11 protein-coding genes are annotated in these 16614 nt (G+C 71.1%); 9 read left to right on the top strand and 2 right to left on the bottom strand.

Annotation, left to right across the window (positions count from 1 at the left end):
* Positions 1-593 precede the first annotated feature (593 nt).
* Positions 594-2684 carry an elongation factor G gene (fusA, locus tag OHS59_RS09415; protein WP_328499140.1) on the top strand — a complete coding sequence of 697 codons (2091 nt, stop codon included), beginning with the start codon at positions 594-596 and terminating at the stop codon, positions 2682-2684.
* A 116-nt stretch (positions 2685-2800) separates the two neighbouring features.
* On the opposite strand, the gene OHS59_RS09410 is transcribed toward fusA, so the two are convergent.
* Positions 2801-5707, bottom strand: a complete 2907-nt coding sequence (locus tag OHS59_RS09410; RefSeq protein WP_328492925.1) for a hypothetical protein — start codon at positions 5705-5707, stop codon at positions 2801-2803.
* A gap of 312 nt (positions 5708-6019) precedes the next feature.
* Here OHS59_RS09410 and OHS59_RS09405 point away from each other — a divergent pair, with 312 nt between their 5' ends.
* The 8 genes from OHS59_RS09405 (at position 6020) to OHS59_RS09370 (ending at position 15316) form a co-directional block, all read left to right on the top strand.
* The gene (locus OHS59_RS09405) at positions 6020-6748 is read left to right on the top strand and encodes a DUF1684 domain-containing protein (protein ID WP_328492924.1); all 729 of its coding nucleotides are present in this window, start codon (positions 6020-6022) and stop codon (positions 6746-6748) included.
* 75 nt (positions 6749-6823) lie between these two features.
* Positions 6824-8350, top strand: coding sequence for an ABC transporter substrate-binding protein (locus tag OHS59_RS09400; protein WP_328492923.1), 1527 nt, complete (start codon positions 6824-6826; stop codon positions 8348-8350).
* The gene (locus OHS59_RS09395; RefSeq protein WP_328492922.1) at positions 8350-9315 is read left to right on the top strand and encodes an ABC transporter permease; all 966 of its coding nucleotides are present in this window, start codon (positions 8350-8352) and stop codon (positions 9313-9315) included. The genes OHS59_RS09400 and OHS59_RS09395 overlap by 1 nt, the downstream gene beginning before the upstream one ends.
* Positions 9312-10193 carry an ABC transporter permease gene (locus OHS59_RS09390; protein ID WP_328492921.1) on the top strand — a complete coding sequence of 294 codons (882 nt, stop codon included), beginning with the start codon at positions 9312-9314 and terminating at the stop codon, positions 10191-10193. The genes OHS59_RS09395 and OHS59_RS09390 overlap by 4 nt, the downstream gene beginning before the upstream one ends.
* Positions 10190-11005, top strand: coding sequence for an ABC transporter ATP-binding protein (locus tag OHS59_RS09385; RefSeq protein ID WP_328492920.1), 816 nt, complete (start codon positions 10190-10192; stop codon positions 11003-11005). Before OHS59_RS09390 ends, OHS59_RS09385 begins: the two co-directional genes overlap by 4 nt.
* On the top strand, positions 11002-11802 hold the full coding sequence (locus OHS59_RS09380; protein WP_328492919.1) for an ABC transporter ATP-binding protein: 801 nt from the start codon (positions 11002-11004) through the stop codon (positions 11800-11802). Before OHS59_RS09385 ends, OHS59_RS09380 begins: the two co-directional genes overlap by 4 nt.
* Positions 11803-12103: 301 nt before the next feature.
* Positions 12104-14110 (top strand): glycosyltransferase, encoded by a 2007-nt coding sequence (locus OHS59_RS09375; RefSeq protein WP_328499139.1) that lies wholly within the window; start codon positions 12104-12106, stop codon positions 14108-14110.
* Positions 14111-14155: 45 nt separating this feature from the next.
* Complete coding sequence (locus OHS59_RS09370) at positions 14156-15316, top strand: LCP family protein (RefSeq protein WP_328492918.1); 1161 nt, start codon at positions 14156-14158, stop codon at positions 15314-15316.
* 49 nt (positions 15317-15365) lie between these two features.
* Here OHS59_RS09370 and OHS59_RS09365 read toward each other — a convergent pair whose 3' ends face one another.
* A complete protein-coding gene (locus OHS59_RS09365; RefSeq protein WP_328492917.1) occupies positions 15366-16577 on the bottom strand; it encodes a N(5)-(carboxyethyl)ornithine synthase in 1212 nt (403 codons plus the stop codon).
* Positions 16578-16614 lie beyond the last annotated feature (37 nt).

The following is a 16614-nucleotide window of genomic DNA, read 5'->3' as shown; positions in this document are numbered from 1 at the left end:
CATCCTGCGTCGGGGCATGCCGCACGCAAGTCGAACTGTCAAATGCCGTACTGCTTATGGATGGTGGCGCCTTATCACCCACTTGTCCATGCCGCCTACATGGGTTGGAGGCTGCCCTGTGCGGGAAGGGCCGCGCGCAAAGGAGCGCTCGCGGAAAAACACAATGCTCACCCGCCTCGGCTTCCCTACACTCATGCACAACGCGCGCCGAACACCACCCCGGCGCGCCCCGTGACCATTGAGGGGAGCTCGGCCATGCGGTACCGCACCGCTGTCGTTGTTCCTCTGTCGCGGTTCGAGGTGATCCTCGTGTCTTCGTGGAGCCGGTGCAGGCTGCGCGGCCCGCACCGGATGCCCGTTTCGAACGTCTGACCTGCGCACGCCTCCTTTGGGGACTGCACGACTGCAGGCTCGCAGGTGTACAGATCGCCAGGTCACCTGTCGCTTCGTACGGGAATCGCGCCGACCCCCTCCGGATCCCTGATCAGCTTCTGATCAGCTCTGAAAGGCCTTGGGCCGTGCGTACCGAACTCCACCTCCAGCACCTTCACGACCGTCATGACAACCGCTCCGCGTCCCTCGCCCGCGACCCACTGAGCGCCGTCCGTAATCTAGGCATCCTCGCTCACGTCGACGCCGGCAAGACCACCGTCACCGAGCGGATCCTGTATGTCACCGGGACCACTCACAAGCGTGGCGAGGTCCATGACGGCACGACAGTCACCGACTTCGACTCCCAGGAACGCGATCGCGGGATCACCATCTTCGCCGCCGCGGTCAGTTGTGACTGGGACGGGCATCGGATCAACCTGATCGACACCCCGGGGCACGTCGACTTCTCCGACGAGGTCGTACGTTCGCTGCGCGTGCTGGACGGGGCGGTCGCGGTGTTCGACGCCGTCGCGGGGGTCGAACCGCAGAGCGAGTCGGTGTGGCGGCAGGCCGACCGGTTCGGCGTGCCGCGGATCGCCTTCGTCAACAAGCTGGACCGGGCCGGGGCCGACCTCGACTCGGCGGTCGCGTCCATCCGGGAGCGGCTGCATCCGGCGCCGCTGGTCGTGCAGTTGCCCATCGGCTCGGAGGACGGGTTCCGCGGAGTCGTCGACCTGCTGCGTATGCGGGCGCTGGTGTGGGCTGAGGGTGCCGAGGGCATCGGCGGGGTCGAAGAAGGGCCCGTACCCGAAGAGTTGAGGGAAGAGGCGGCGGGGCGGCGGCGTGTGCTGGAGGAGGCCGTCGCGGAGCTTCATCCCGGTGCCCTGGAGGAGTTTTGCACGCCGGACGGCCTCTCCTCGCCGACGCTCGCGGGCGCGCTGCGCGACCTGACACGTACCGGTGACGGCGTCGTCGTGCTGTGCGGCTCCGCCTACCGCAACCGGGGGATCGAACCGCTGCTGGACGCCGTGGTCGCGTACCTGCCCTCGCCGTCGGACGTGCCCGCCGTGCGCGGCACGCTGGACGGCGCCGAACAGGAACGGGCCGCAGATCCGGACGCGCCGTTCGCGGCACTGGCGTTCAAGGTGCACTCCACCGCCACCGGGCGGCTGACCTGTCTGCGGGTGTACTCGGGGACGATCCGGAAGGGAGAAGTGGTGGCCGTGTGGGACGCGAGTGCGACGCGTACCGAGCGGATCGGCCGGATCCTGCGGGTCCAGGCCGACCGGCACGCCCAGTTGGACCGGGCCGTGGCCGGGGACATCGTCGCGGTGGTCGGACTGAAGTCCGCCCGCGCGGGATCGACCCTGTGCGCACCTGGCGCTCCGCTCGTCCTCGAAGCGCCGGCCACCGCCGAACCCGTCGTCTCGGTCGCGGTCGAGGCCCGGACGAGCACGGACACGGACCGGCTGGTGACGGCGCTGGCACGGCTCGTGGAGGAGGATCCCTCGCTGGTCGTGCGGACCGACGACGAGACCGGGCAGACCGTGCTGTCCGGTATGGGCGAACTGCATCTGGAGGTGGCCGTGGAGAAGATCCGCCGCGCCCAGGGGCTGGACGTCCGGGTCGGCCGGCCGAGGGTGGCGTACCGGGAGACCGTCGTACGCGGGGTCGCCGGGCTGGTCCACCGGCATGTCAAACAGGACGGCGGGGCAGGGCAGTTCGCCCATGTCGTGGTGGATGTGGAGCCGTTGGACGCCGTGTCCGAGGGTGCCGGTAGCGGCCTCGGAGGCAGCGCGACCGGGTTCGAGTTCCGGTCGGCCGTCGTCGGTGGCCGGGTGCCGCAGGAGTACGTCCGGGCCGTGGAGGCCGGTTGCCGGGACGCGCTGGCCGAAGGTCCGCTCGGCGGTCATCCCGTGACCGGGCTGCGGGTGGTCCTGAGGGATGGGGCGACTCATACGAAGGACTCCTCGGAGATGGCGTTCCGGACGGCCGGACGGCTCGCCCTCCGCGAGGCGTTGCGGGCGAGCGCGATGGCGGTGCTGGAGCCGGTGGTCGAGGTCACCGTCACCGCACCGGACGAGTTCGTGGGCGGGGTCCTGGGTGACCTGGCGGCACGGCGCGGCCGGGTCAGCGGATCCACCACGCGGGCGGGCGCGGCGGTCGTCACCGCCACCGTGCCGCTGGCCGAACTGTTCGGGTACGCCACGCGGTTGCGGAGCCGCACGCAGGGCCGGGGGGTTTTCACCACCCGGCCCATGGGGTACGCCCCGGCGCCGGGGCCGGGCGAGGGGACACCGGCGCCCCGGTAGCCCGGACGGCCCGGGGCGGGGTCCGGGGGCGGGGCCAACGGGCCCCGCCCCCGGAGGCGGCCCCGAACGGTGGTCCCGCCCACGCACGGGCGGGACCACAACTCGCCGGGCGGGGCTCAGCGCAGCGCGTCCCGCAGCAGCCTCGCGTTCTTCGTCAGCCGGCTCGAACCCTTCCGCTCGGCCAGCGCCGTCACCTCGGCGATCTCCCCCTTGGCCCCGCAGCGCGCCACGCACTCCACGGCCAGCGCCAGCAGTTCGCCCACGCCCCGGAGCGGTGTGGTCCGTACTGACAGCAGACCGGGCAGGGCTGCGGCCAGGACGGACCACACCGTGGCGTACGCACCCGTCTCCGCGGCGGCCCGCAACGACTCGCTCGCCCGGCTCGGGCTCGGCCACTCGTCGTTCAGCAGCGCCTCCAGCTGCCGCCCTAGCAGCCCGCTGTCCAACTGCCCACGCGCGGCCAGGACCAGCAGGGCGTCCACCACCGCGTCGGTGTCCAGCTGCCAGAACAGTCCGAAGGCCACCGCCAGGTGCACCGAGTAACCCGCAGGACCGCCGGACTCCGCGACCAGGGGCAGAACGCGGGGCCACCCCTTCTGGGACATGCGCGGCTCGAAGTAGTCGCGCGCCATCAACTCCTCGCGGTGGTGCGGCAACTGCGCCACCCAGAAGGGCCGGATCGGGTCGGCCAGGCCGTTGTTGCCGACGTACGGCCCGACCAGCGCCGCCGCGGCCAGAGGGAATTCGGGGTCGATGGCCGCCCCGGGGCGCGCGGGGGTCCACCAACCCTGCGAGGCGGGCTTGGGCGGCTTGCAGTGGGGCCAGCCCTTCGGCTCCGAGTCCTGGTGCGGAAGCCCGCCCTCGCGCAGCCAGTGCGCCAGTCGCCGTCCGGCGTCGGAGGCCAGCGCGTCGGCGGCGCGGAGCACCTCCTCGTCGGCGGTCGGGGTGACGCGCAGCAGTGCCTGGGCCAGGTCGACCGGCGCCGGGGTGACGCCGAGTCCGTCGAGCGCGGAGATCCGTTCCAGCAGTACGGCGGCGTCCAGCGCGCCGGTGGAGAGGGTCGGCACGGCCAGCAGGAACGGCTGGGTGCCGGACTCGATGACCTCCATCGCCTCGGCGAGCCGCGCGGCGAGCATCGAGCCGGCCAGGGAGAAGCTGCTGCTCGGACGGGTTCGGCCGAGGTGGACCGCCCGGGCCATCAGGGCGACCCGGGACCTCGGTTCGTCGCCCCGCACCGTGGCCGCCACGTCGTAGAGGTCCGCCTGCACCCAGTCGTAGCCGTCCTTCGGCCGTCTGCGCATGACCGGCTTCAGCGCCTCTGCCAGTGCGGTTCGGTCCAGGTGGGCGTGGCGGACCAGCCCGTCCAGGGCGCGCTCGAACGCCACCACGTCCTGGTCGTTCGCGACGACCGCCGCGACCTCCTGCGCGACCTCGGCGGCCGTCGTGACGGGACCCGGCACCGGGCTGGGGTCCGGAACAGGCGGCAGCGTGTCCGCGTAAGGAGTGCCCGACACATCGACCGGGCCCGACACATCGACCGGGCCCGCCGAAGCGACCGGGCCCGCCGAAGCGACCGGGCCCGCTGAAGCGGCTGGGCCCGACGAATCGCCCGTACCGAACAGCCCGGCCGCCCGCGCGGCCAGCCCCGGGCTGAGCCGTTCGGCGGCCGTCCGCAGCTCCGGCAGCGGCAGCGGCACCACGGAGTCCCCGGCGGCATTGAGACGACGGGCGCGGTGACGGGTGAGATGGCCGGCGATCAGGTCGAGCGCACGCTCCTGCAACGCCAGCTCCCGGTTCCCGAAGGCGACGGCCATGTCGACGAGCAACCGGTCCGCGCGCGCCGGGTCCCGCCGGATCGTACGGTCGAGCCAGGTCAGCTGGGCGCGGACCAGCTTCTTCTCGGGGCGGAGCAGGATCCGCTCGCACGCCTCGGTGAGCAGGCCGGGCTCCAGCAGTCCCGCCTCGTCCAGCGAGGTCAGGACCTCCTGGGCGTGGCCTGCCACCGGCAGCGACCGGTCGAGCAGGGCCAGGAAGTCCCTCGCCAGGAGCGCGTTCTCGGCCGGTGTGGACGCCAGGGCCCGCAGGAACACCAGGAAGGGCTCGGTCTCCGTACGCGTGCCGTCCTCCAGCAGGCGCCCGAGCAGCTGCCCGTTCAGCGCGGCACGCTGGGGGGCCACCCGGGCGTGTTCGGCCGGGGTGAGCGCCAGTGCCTCCAGCATGATGGCCGCCTGGGATCCCCGCGGGGGATCGCTCACCATGTCCGCGAAGAGGTTGTCGATCAGCTCGTCCCGGTCGGCGAATCCCTCGGCGGCGAGGCCGATGAGCGCTTCCAGCAGCCACGGGGCACGGCCGAGGACGAGGCGCCCCGGTCTGGCCACGGCCAGAGGGAGGAGCTTCGGGGTGAAGGGATCCGCGCGCAGCCGCTCCAGGAGGTCTGCCCCCGGTGTCCCGCCCAGCAGCCGCTCCGGCCGCTCCCGGACGCCGGCCCGGTTGCACAGCCAGGCCAGGACGAACTTGTGGGAGGTCGGCAGCGGGCAGCCGGTGTCGTGGACGAGGTGTTCGGTGATCGCGTACACGGTGTCCGAGGCCGGTACCCGTTCGCCGAGCCGTGCGGCCAGTTCGGCCCGCCAGGCGACGGGGTGCAGGTTCAGGACGTCCACCGTCCAGGTGCCCGGTTTGAAGTACCGGTACGTCAGGAGCCAGGACGCCGCGGCCTCGGGGGTGATCCGGCAGCCCAGTTCGGCGGCGAACAGGGCGGCCCTCGCTTCCGCGGTGTGCTCACGCAGGGAGACCGCCGCGCGGTGGGCAGTCAAGGCGGCGGCGCACGCCTCGCGCTGCTCCGGCGCCAGCGCACCCAGTGCCCGTACGACTCCGCCGATGTCGCCGGCCTCCACCAGTTCGACCAGCTTCATCGTGCCGCCCTCATCGTTCTCGCGCTCCGTATCCGGTACGTCCATGCCTCGCGCGTCCACCTCCGGTGCGTCCCCGTCCGGTACTTCGGCGTCCGGTGCTTCGACCGGCATACGGCCGGGGGCGGTAAGTAGGCGTGGTACTGGGTGAGTTGGGTCACGTGGACAAGCTAAGGCCAGGGACTGACAGGGCGAAGGAAAGGTTCAAGTGACAGCTACGGCGTAGTTACGGCACAGCTACGGCATGCCGGGAGCCGTACGGATTTGAGACCAGGTGTCTCACTCCTCGGGACGCATGTTTGACATTAGGTGACCTTATGAACGATAAAGGACATGCTTTGACCATCTACTGACGATCAACGATCCGTGCTCGCCCGTACTCGGCGACCCGCGTTCGCCTCGCCCCTCTAGTCGAATGAGTCCGCCGTGTCCGAGTCCACCGCCGCCCCGGCCTCCGTCGACCCCGGGGAGGAGTGGAACGCCTGGCGTGCCGAGCGGCACCGCTCGCTCACCTCGCCGACCGGGAACCTCGCCCTCGTCGAGACCCGCTGGCTGCCGGCCGGTGAGGAGCCCGATGCCGAAGCGGCCCTCGCCGGGCAACCGGGCAGTGTGACGGCCACCACTCTCCGGCGTTCCGACCTCGTCACCGGTGAACCCGAGCACGGCCTGCGTCTCTGGGACGCGGACGCGCCCGCCGTGCGTCACTTCGAGGGGGTCGGCACCTTCCCGTACGACCCGGCGTGGGTCCTGGAAGCCACCTACACCCCCGTGCCCGGCGCCCGGAGTGTGCCCTTCGAGCACCTGAGGGACAACGGCGGCACCCGCGAGCTGGTCGTTCCGGGTGACATCACGCTCACCGTCGACGGCCGCGAGTACGCCCTCAGCGCCTTCGACGACGACGGCACCCTGCTCCTCGTCTTCGGCGACCCGACCAACGGGGACAGCACCTACGCCGCGGGCCGTTTCCTGTTCGTGCGGCGTACCGAGGACGACAACCGGGTGGTCCTCGACTTCAACCGGGCCTTCGTGCCGCCCTGCGGATTCTCCGATCAGTACAACTGTCCTATGCCGCCGCGGCAGAACCGCTTCCACCTGGCCGTCGAGGCCGGCGAGAAGCTTCCCCTCTTCCGCGACGGCTTCCCGGACCGGCACTGATCGCCCCCTCCTCACCGAATCCCGCAGCACCGGGCAGCACCCCGCGGCTCCTCGTAGCGAAGGCACCTGAAACCCATGAGCAAGAACAGCAAGAACAGAGCGTCCCTCTACGGCACCGCCACCGTGGCCACCCTCGCCCTCGGTCTCACCGCCTGCGGCGGCTCCGGCGGAAGCAGCGCCTCGGGCGGCAGCTGGGACAAGAACGCCACGGTGAACATCGGCTCCCTCTACGAGCCGCAGAACCTCGACAACACCGCGGGCGGCGGCCAGGGCGTCACCGAGGCCCTCAACGGCAACGTCTACGAGGGTCTCTTCAAGCTCACCGACGACGGCAAGGTCGAGAAACTCCTCGCCGCGGACCACGAGGTGAGCAAGGACGGCCTCACCTACACCTTCACCCTGCGCGACGGCGTGAAGTTCCACAGCGGCAAGGAACTGACCAGCGCCGACGTCAAGTACAGCCTGGAGAAGGTCCTCGCGAAGGACTCGCAGTCCGCCCGCAAGAGCAACCTCGAAGTCGTCAAGGACATCGCCACCCCCGACGCGAAGACCGTCAAGGTCACCCTGTCGAAGAAGTCGATCTCCTTCGTCTACAACCTCTCCTACGTCTGGATCATCAACTCCGACGCGAAGAACCTGAAGACGACCGAGGACGGCACCGGCCCCTACAAGCTCGCCAAGTGGACCCGCGGCTCCGCCCTGAGCCTCGACCGCTTCCCCGGCTACTGGGGCGACGCCGCCGCCAACAAGAAGGCCGTCTACCACTACTACAAGGACGCCAGCGCGCTGAACAACGCGCTGCTGACCAACGCCGTCGACGTGGTCACCAGCGAGCAGTCGCCCGACGCCCTGGAGCAGTTCAAGAGCAACAAGAACTACAAGGTCAACGACGGCGACTCCACCACCAAGCTGCTGCTCGCCTTCAACGACAAGGCCAAGCCGTTCACGGACGTCAAGGTCCGCCAGGCCGTCTCCGCCGCCATCGACGACAAGAAGCTCCTCGAATCCGTCTGGGGCGGCTACGGCAAGCTCATCGGCTCGATGGTGCCGCCCACCGACCCCTGGTACGAGGACCTCACCGACGTCAACGCGTACGACGTCACCAAGGCGAAGAAGCTGCTCGCCGAGGCCGGTTACGCCAAGGGCTTCAGCTTCACCCTCGACACCCCGAACTACGACCCGCACCCCACGGCCGCGACCTTCATCAAGTCCCAGCTCGCCAAGGTCGGCATCACCGTCAAGATCAACACGATCACGCCGGACGAGTGGTACACGAAGGTCTACAAGAACCGCGACTTCACGGCCACCCTCCAGGAGCACGTCAACGACCGCGACCTGGTCTGGTACGGCAACCCCGACTTCTACTGGGGCTACGACGACAAGCAGGTCACCCAGTGGGTCGAGCAGGCCGAGGAGGCCGCCACGACCGACGAGCAGACCGACCTGCTGAAGAAGGTCAACCGCAGGACCGCCGAGGACGCGGCCAGCGACTGGCTCTACCTCTACCCGCAGATCGTCGTCGCGAGCAGCAAGCTCTCCGGCTACCCGCTCAACGGCCTCAACTCCCAGTTCTACGCCTACGACATCAAGAAGAAGGGCTGATGGGGCGCTATCTCCTGCGCCGCCTGGCGTTCCTCCTGGTGTCGCTGGCCCTGGCGAGCGTGGTGCTCTTCGTACTGCTGCGCCTGCTTCCCGGCGACCCGGCCAACGCGCTCACCTCGGTGGGCGCGAGCCCGGAACAGATCGCCGCGGCCCGCCACTCCATCGGCTCCGACCGGCCGCTGCCCGAGCAGTTCACCCACTGGCTCGGGCAACTGGCGGGCGGCGACCTCGGCACGTCGTTCGTCAGCTCGCTGCCGGTCGGCCCCGAGGTCAGCGCCCGCCTGAACGTCACCGTCCCGCTGACACTGGCCGCGTTCGTCCTGGCCGTCGTCATCGCCGTACCCGTCGGCTTCCTGGCCGCGTACAAGCGCCACACCTGGTACGGGGCGGTCCTCAGCGGGATCTCCCAACTGGGCATCGCCGTCCCGGTGTTCTGGCTCGGCATGATCCTCATCGCGGTGTTCGCCCTGAACGCGGGCTGGCTGCCCTCCGGCGGCTTCCCTCAGGACGGCTGGGCCGAGCCCGCCGAGGCCGTCCGCTCGCTCGTCCTGCCGGTGGTCACCATCGCCCTCGTGATGGGCGCCTCCCTGATCCGGTACGTCCGCTCCGCCACCCTCGACGTCCTCGGCAGCGACTATCTGCGCACCGCCCGGGCCCTCGGGGCGTCCTTCCCGCGTGCCATGTGGCGGCACGGGCTGCGCAACGCCTCCGTACCCGTGATCTCCATCCTCGGGATCGAACTCGCCTCGACCCTGCTCGGCGCGGTCGTCGTCGAGTCGGTGTACGCGCTGCCCGGACTCGGCTCACTGCTCGCCACCGGTATCGCCCAGCACGACTACCCGGTCGTCCAGGGCGTCCTGTTCGTCTCGACCCTCGCCGTGCTCCTGATCGGCTTCACCGCCGACCTGGTCCAGCGGATCATCGACCCGCGCCTGCGCGGACGGCTCTCCGGAGGTGCCCGATGACCCTGCCGGCCGCCCCGCTCAAGGAGACGGAGCCCACTGGGACGACGACGCCGGTCTCGCGCCGCCGCCGTTCCGCCACGCTGTTCGCGGGCTGCGCGCTGACCGCCCTGATCGCGCTGCTCGCTCTCCTCTCGCTCGTCTGGCTGCCCTTCGACGCCGACGACACCTCCGGCGGCCGGCTCGCCGGACCGGGCGACGGACACCTGCTCGGTACGGACAAGCTGGGCCGGGACCTGCTCACCCAGCTGATGACCGGCGCCCGTATCGCCGTGCAGGCGGGTCTGGGCTCGGTCGCGATCGCCGCGCTCGTCGGGGTCACCCTCGGGGTGCTCGCCGCGTTCGCGCAGGGCTGGCTCGACGACACCCTCGCCGCGTTCCTCGACATCCTCATCGCCTTCCCGACACTGCTGCTCGCGATGCTCGTCGTCGCCGCCCGCTCGGCCACCCTCGGCTCCGCGATCCTCGCCATCGGCCTGGCGCAGAGCGCGGTGGTCGCCCGGCTCGTCCGGATCCTCGTCAAGCGGGTCCTGGCGCGGGACTACGTCACCGCCGCACGGACCTCGGGCACCTCCTGGCCGCGTACGGTCGCCGGACACGTCCTGCCGAACATCTGGCCCACCCTCGTGGTCAACCTGGCGCTCCAGTTCGGCCTCGCCGTGCTCGCCGAGGCCGGACTGTCCTACCTCGGCCTCGGGGCCCCGCCGCCCAACGCCTCCTGGGGCCGCATGCTCCAGGAAGCACAGGCCACCTTCACCACCGCTCCCGCGGGCGCGCTGGCCCCCGGCTTCCTGCTGGTCGTGCTCGTCGTCGGCGTCAACCTCATCGCCGACGGGCTGCGCGACACCCTCGACCCGGCGACCCGCCGGAGGCGCACATGACCACCCCGGGCACCACCCTTCTCGACGTACGCGGCCTGACCGTGCGTACCGACGACGGGCACACCCTCGTCGACGACCTCTCCTTCACCGTCGGCAGCGGCGAACGGCTCGGCCTCATCGGCGAGTCCGGTTCCGGCAAGTCCCTGACCACGCTCGCCCTGCTGGGCCTGCTGCCCGACGGCATGACCGCCACCGGCAGCGTCGAACTGGCCGGCACCCAGATCGTCGGCGCCCCCGAGAAGCGCCTGAACGCCGTACGCGGCCGGGACGCGGCCGTGGTCTTCCAGGAGCCCCTGACCGCCCTCGACCCGCTGATGCGGATGGGCCGCCAGATCGCCGAACCGCTCGCCCGCAGGACCGGTCTCAAGGGCCGGGAACTGAACACCGCCGTCACCGAAGCGCTCGTCCGGGTCAGGCTGACCGAACCGGACCGCATCGCCCGCGCCTTCCCGCACGAGATCTCCGGCGGGCAGCGCCAGCGCGTCGCCCTCGCCATGGCGCTGGCCTGCGAACCGGGCCTGCTCATCGCCGACGAACCCACCACCGCGCTCGACGTGTCCGTCCAGGCCGAGATGCTGGAACTGCTCGACAGTCTCGTGCGCGAACGGGAGATGGCCGTGCTGTTCGTCAGCCACGACCTCGCCGTGGTGGCCAAGGTCACCGACCGGGTCCTGGTGATGAAGGACGGCCGGGCCGTCGAGGAGGGCCCCGTCCTGGACGTCGTCACCGCGCCGAAGGCCGACTACACCCGGGCACTCGTCGCGGGCGCCCGGAAGCTGGAGTCCGCCCTTGACCTGAGGAGCCCGCGATGACCCCGGTGCGGAAGCCGACGGAGGGGGCACGGGTGACACCCGTACTGGAGCTCACGGACGTGGCCGCACGCTACCGGGGCGCCGCCGCCGACGTCGTACGGGATGTGTCCCTGGCCGTCGAGCCGGGGCAGTCGCTCGCCCTGGTGGGGGAGTCCGGCGCGGGCAAGACGACCCTGCTGCGGATCCTGCTGGGACTGGCCCGTCCGACAGCCGGTACGGTCCGCTTCGACGGTGAGCCGCTCGACCCGCGCGACCGCCGGCAGATGCGCCGCTTCCGGCGCGGAGTCCAGTGCGTGTTCCAGGACCCGTACTCCTCCCTCGACCCGAGCCGGCGCGTCGCCGCGATCGTCGCGGAACCGCTGCGCTCCCTGGGCCTCGACTCCCGTACGACCGCCGTGCCGAAGGTGGCCGCCGCCCTCGAACGGGTCGGACTTCCGGCCGACGCGGCCTCCCGCTACCCGCACGAGTTCTCCGGCGGCCAGCGGCAGCGCATCGCGATCGCCCGCGCCATCGTGTGCGACCCGCGCGTCCTGCTCGCCGACGAACCCGTGAGCGCGCTCGACGTCACCACCCGCGTGAAGGTCGTCGACCTGCTGGCCGAGCTGAAGGAGGAGCGGCAGCTGACCCTCGTCATGGTCTCCCACGACCTGTCGGTCGTCGCCTCCCTGTGCGAGCGCACGGCGGTACTGGAGCGCGGCCGACTGGTCGAGCAGGGCGACACCGCACAGGTACTGGGGGCTCCGGCCCACCCGTACACCCGGCGGCTGATCGACAGCGTGCCGCGGCTGCCGGCCTGAACGCCTCAACGACCGGCCTCACCCGGGACCTTGAGCGGGACGCGCCCCTTCTTGTGAAGCCTTCCTGTGAGGCTCGGCGTCGGCCCCGTGCGACCGCGGAGCTGTGGCTAGACTCGCGCCCCATGCGTAACTCCGGCCCCGCCAGCCAGTGGCAGCAGACTCCTTCCCGCGCATCGGCCACCGACGCCGGGGAGGGGAGAAGAGCGGCCGGGGGGAGGGGCGGCGCTCGGTGAGGGCCCGCCACAAGCAGTCCCGCGACCCGCGAGGGCACTGGCTGTTACTGATACTCGTCCTGCCCGCGATGTTCGCGGCCCTTCTCTTCGAGGGCTGGACCAACCACGAGGTCGACGCCGCCGACGAGCGGTCCGCCTGCACCTCGCCCGCGCCCGACGCAGTCGCCCGCGGCGGTCCCGTCATCGGCATCAACCGCAACGGCGTACAGACCGCCTCGATGCCCGCCCGCACCGTCGCGCTGACCTTCGACGGCGGCCCCGACCCCGTCCGGACCCCGCGTCTTCTCGACCTGTTGAAGAAGCACCGGGCCCGCGCGACCTTCTTCCTCCTGGGCTCCCAGGCCGCCCGTCACCCGGACCTCGTACGCCGGATCCGCGCCGAGGGCCACGAGATCGGCTCCAACACCTACACCGGAGCCGTCCTGGGCGAGACCTCCCCGCTCCGCTTCTCCGCCGAACTTGAGCTGACACAGAGCGTGTTGGCGGGCACCGCGGACCTGCGCACCAACCTGCTGAGGATGCCGCGGACCACCTCGCCCGACACCCTTTGCGGCCGCGAGTGGGCGGCGGCCCGGCGCGCCACCGCCCAGGGCTATGTCCTGGTCGCCGCCGACAAGGCGTCCCGCAAACCCGCCCAGGGCCTGGTCCGCCAGTTCAGCCAGACCGCGACCGCGTACCGGGAGACGGAGAAGCTGCTCCGCGACCCGGGTGCCGACCGCTTCACCACCGTCTCGGAGGGGACTCGACTCGCCCCGTACGCAGGGGTGTCGGCCGTCGAGCGCTGGAGCGGTACCGCGCTGATCCGGGCCGCCTGGCTGGGGCGCGCGTTCTCGAACGCGATGACCTGGACGCTCGGCATCGCCGGCGCCCTCGGAGTGCTGCGACTGCTGCTGCTCGTCCACTTCGCCCGCGCCCATGTCCGCCGGCTCGAACGCTCCCGGCCCGGCGCGCCCTGGCTGCGGGAGGTGACGGAACCGGTCACCGTGCTCGTGCCCGCCTACAACGAGGAGGCCGGGATCGAGGCCACCGTCCGCTCGCTGCTCGCCTCCGACTACCCCCGGCTGCAGATCATCGTGATCGACGACGGCTCCACGGACCGTACGGCCGAACTCGCCGAAGGCGTCGGTGACGCACGGGTGCTGGTGATCCGCAAGGCCAACGCGGGCAAGGCCGCCGCCCTCAACAACGGCCTGGAGTACGCCGGTCACGACATCCTCGTCATGGTGGACGCCGACACCGTCTTCGAACCGGACGCCGTCCACCACCTCGTCCAGCCACTCGCGCACCCGGCCGTCGGCGCCGTCAGCGGCAACACCAAGGTCGGCAACCGGCGGGGCCTGCTCGCCAAGTGGCAGCACCTGGAGTACTGCTTCGGCTTCAACCTCGACCGCCGCATGTTCGAGGTGCTGGAGTGCATGACCACCGTGCCCGGCGCGATCGGGGCCTTCCGCCGGGACGCGCTGACCGGCGTCGGCGGGGTCAGCGACGACACCCTGGCCGAGGACACCGACCTCACGATGGCCCTGTGGCGGGCCGGCTGGCGCGTTCTCTACGAGGAGTCCGCCGTCGCCTGGACCGAAGTGCCCACCTCACTGCGGCAGTTGTGGCGCCAGCGCTACCGCTGGTGCTTCGGCACGATCCAGGCCATGTGGAAGCACCGCGGCGCCGTCCTGGAGACGGGAGTCGCAGGGCGCTTCGGCCGCCGCGGACTCACCTACCTCGCGGTCTTCCAGGTCGTGCTCCCGCTGCTCGCCCCGGTCATCGACGTCTTCGCCCTGTACGGCATGCTGTTCCTCGACCCGTTCAGCTCGGCCGCGGTCTGGTTCGGCTTCATGGGCGTCCAACTGGCCTGCGCCGGTTACGCGTTGAAGCTCGACGGGGAACGCGTACGGACCCTGTGGTGGATGCCGTTCCAGCTCGTCGTCTACCGGCAGCTGATGTACCTCGTCGTCATCCAGTCCGTGGTCGCCTTCCTGCTCGGCAGCCGGCTGAAGTGGCAGATCATGAAGCGTTCCGGCACCGCCGCTGAACAGATCGGCGACCCCGCACCGTATAAGAGTCTGCCCACGAGATGACCCCGTGACGGGGTGACCCCAGGTGCCGAAGGACTGGACAGGCGGATGAACGACGGGACCGACCACGGGTCGTGGTCGGGGCGCGGGACCGGAGCCCCGCCCTCGACGCGCACGGCACCACTGCCCGGCATGCCCTCGCCCGCCACACCGGGCCGCACGGACGACGGGAGCCGGCCGCACCGGGACGCGAACAGCGGCCGGTCCCCGAAACCCCGCCCCACCCGGCGCCGCAGGGTCGTGCGGGGGACTGTCCTGCTGCTCGCCGTGCTGGTCACGGCCTCCGCCGGCACCTACGTGTGGGCCGACACCGAACTGGACCAGGAGGTCGACCTCGGCGCGCTCCCGGACCGCGCGCCGGACGGAAAGGGCACCAACTACCTGATCGTGGGCTCCGACAGCCGGGCCGGCCTGTCCGAGCAGGCCAGGAAGGACCTGCGGACCGGCTCGGCCGAGGGCCGCCGCACCGACTCGATGATCCTGCTGCACACCGGCGCGAACGGCACCACCATGCTGAGCCTGCCGCGCGACTCCTGGGTGACCATCCCGCCGTACGTCCGCCCCGAGACCGGCAGGAGCTACCGCGCCGAGCCGGACAAGCTCAACGCCGCGTTCTCCCTCGGCGGCCCCGGCCTGCTCGTACGGGCCGTGGAGAGCAACACCGGGCTGCACGTCGACCACTACGCGGAGATCGGCTTCGCGGGCTTCGTCGGGGTGGTGGACGCGGTCGGCGGCGTCGACATGTGCCTGGAGAGGGACGTCCAGGACGACAACTCGGGCGCCGACCTGCGCAAGGGCTGCCAGACCCTCGACGGCGGCGAGGCACTGGCGTTCGTCCGGCAGCGCAAGCAGGAGGCCCGGGGCGACCTGGGCCGTACCCGCAACCAGCAGAGGTTCCTGACCGCCCTCGCGAAGAAGGCCGTCACGCCCGGAACGCTCCTCAACCCCGCCAGGTCCTTCCCGACCCTCGACGCGGGCCTCGACACGCTCGTGGTCGACAAGGACACCGGCCTGCGGGACCTCATGACGCTGTTCCGGGCGATGCGGGGCGTCACGGCGGGCGGCGGCCGGCAGATCAACGTGCCCGTGTCCGACCCCGCCTTCGCCACCTCCAAGGGCAGCGCCGTGAAGTGGGACGACCGCCGGGCACGGACACTCTTCGCGGAGCTGCGGGACGACCGCCCGGTGACACTCCCGCAGGAGAAGTGACCACGCCCCGGCGCGCGGGGCGCACCGGAGCGTGGCGAGTGGGGCGGTGTCAGGCCGGCTGCGCGGAGGTGTCCAGCGCCGGGGCGAGGACGGGAACCGGCGGCAGCGCGGCAGCCGGGACCTCGACGGCGTGCGGGTAGGCGGCCGACCGGTGCTGGAACGAGAGGATCTTCGGGTTCAGGACGACACCGTCGCGGATCTCGATGGCGTTCTTGATCGTGGCGTCCCGGTCCCAGGCCGTGGGGCCGCTCAGCACCTTGCGCAGATAGGGCAGGAGCGCCTCGCTGATCTCCCAGGTCGCCGAGTTCCACAGGTGCGACGGGCTGTGGTCCACGCCGTAGTAGTGGCAGCCGGGACCCACCGCGGGCATCGGGTCCTCGAAGGTGGTCGGGCGGGCCCATTCGAAGCCCATGCCCTCGTCGCAGGAGACGTCGACGAAGAAGGTCCCCGGCTTGAACAGCGCGAGCTCCTCCTCGGTGACGAACGTCAGCGGCGCGTCGGTGTCCTGCCTTATGCAGTTGACGATGACGTCGAACCCGGCCAGGTACTCCGCGAGCGGCACCGGACCGAGCCCGGTGAGCGCCTCCAGCTTGGACGGATCGTCCTCACGCTCGGCGAAGTGGCCCATCACGACCGACGGCATCGGTGAGGCGACCGCGGCGGCGGCACGCTGCGTCAGCACCGTGACGTCGGAGATCCCCATGGCGCCCAGACCCGTGACCGCCCCGCGCGCCGTGGCCCCGAAACTGATGACCACCGCGCGCATCCGGCGGCCGTAACTGCCGGTCAGCCCGCCGAGCTGCAGGGCGTGCAGCACCGAGCAGTAGCCGGCCAGTTCGTTGTTCTTGTGGAACACATGGACGCTGAAGGCACCCGTGGAGGTCCAGTGGTTCATGGCCTCCCAGGCGATGAGGCTGAGCTGCCGGTCGATGGCGAGCTGCGTCATCCGCTCGTCCTGCACACAGTGCGGCCAGCCCCACAGCACCTGGCCCTGGCGCAGTTGGACGACGTCCTCGTGCATCGGCTTGGGCAGCAGGAGCACATCGCACTCGTCGAGGAGCTGCTCGCGGGAGCGCAGTCCGCCCACCAGCGGCCGGAGCGCGTCGTCGCCGACGCCGAACCGTCCGCCGTAGCCCTCCTCCAGGAAGATCTTCGCGCGGATGTCGGGAGCGATCCGGTCGAGGTGAGCGGGGTGCAACGGCAGCCGGAACTCGTTCTCCTTGAGGGAGGAGGCGAGTACTCCGAGACTCAACAGACTCATGCGTGTCCTTCTATTTCGTTGTGGTCGTGCTATTTCG

Origin of the sequence: Streptomyces sp. NBC_00414 (assembly GCF_036038375.1) — a bacterium.
GTDB lineage: Bacteria > Actinomycetota > Actinomycetes > Streptomycetales > Streptomycetaceae > Streptomyces.
Note: the sequence above shows the minus strand (reverse complement) of the source record. Positions and strands in the feature narration are given on the sequence as shown.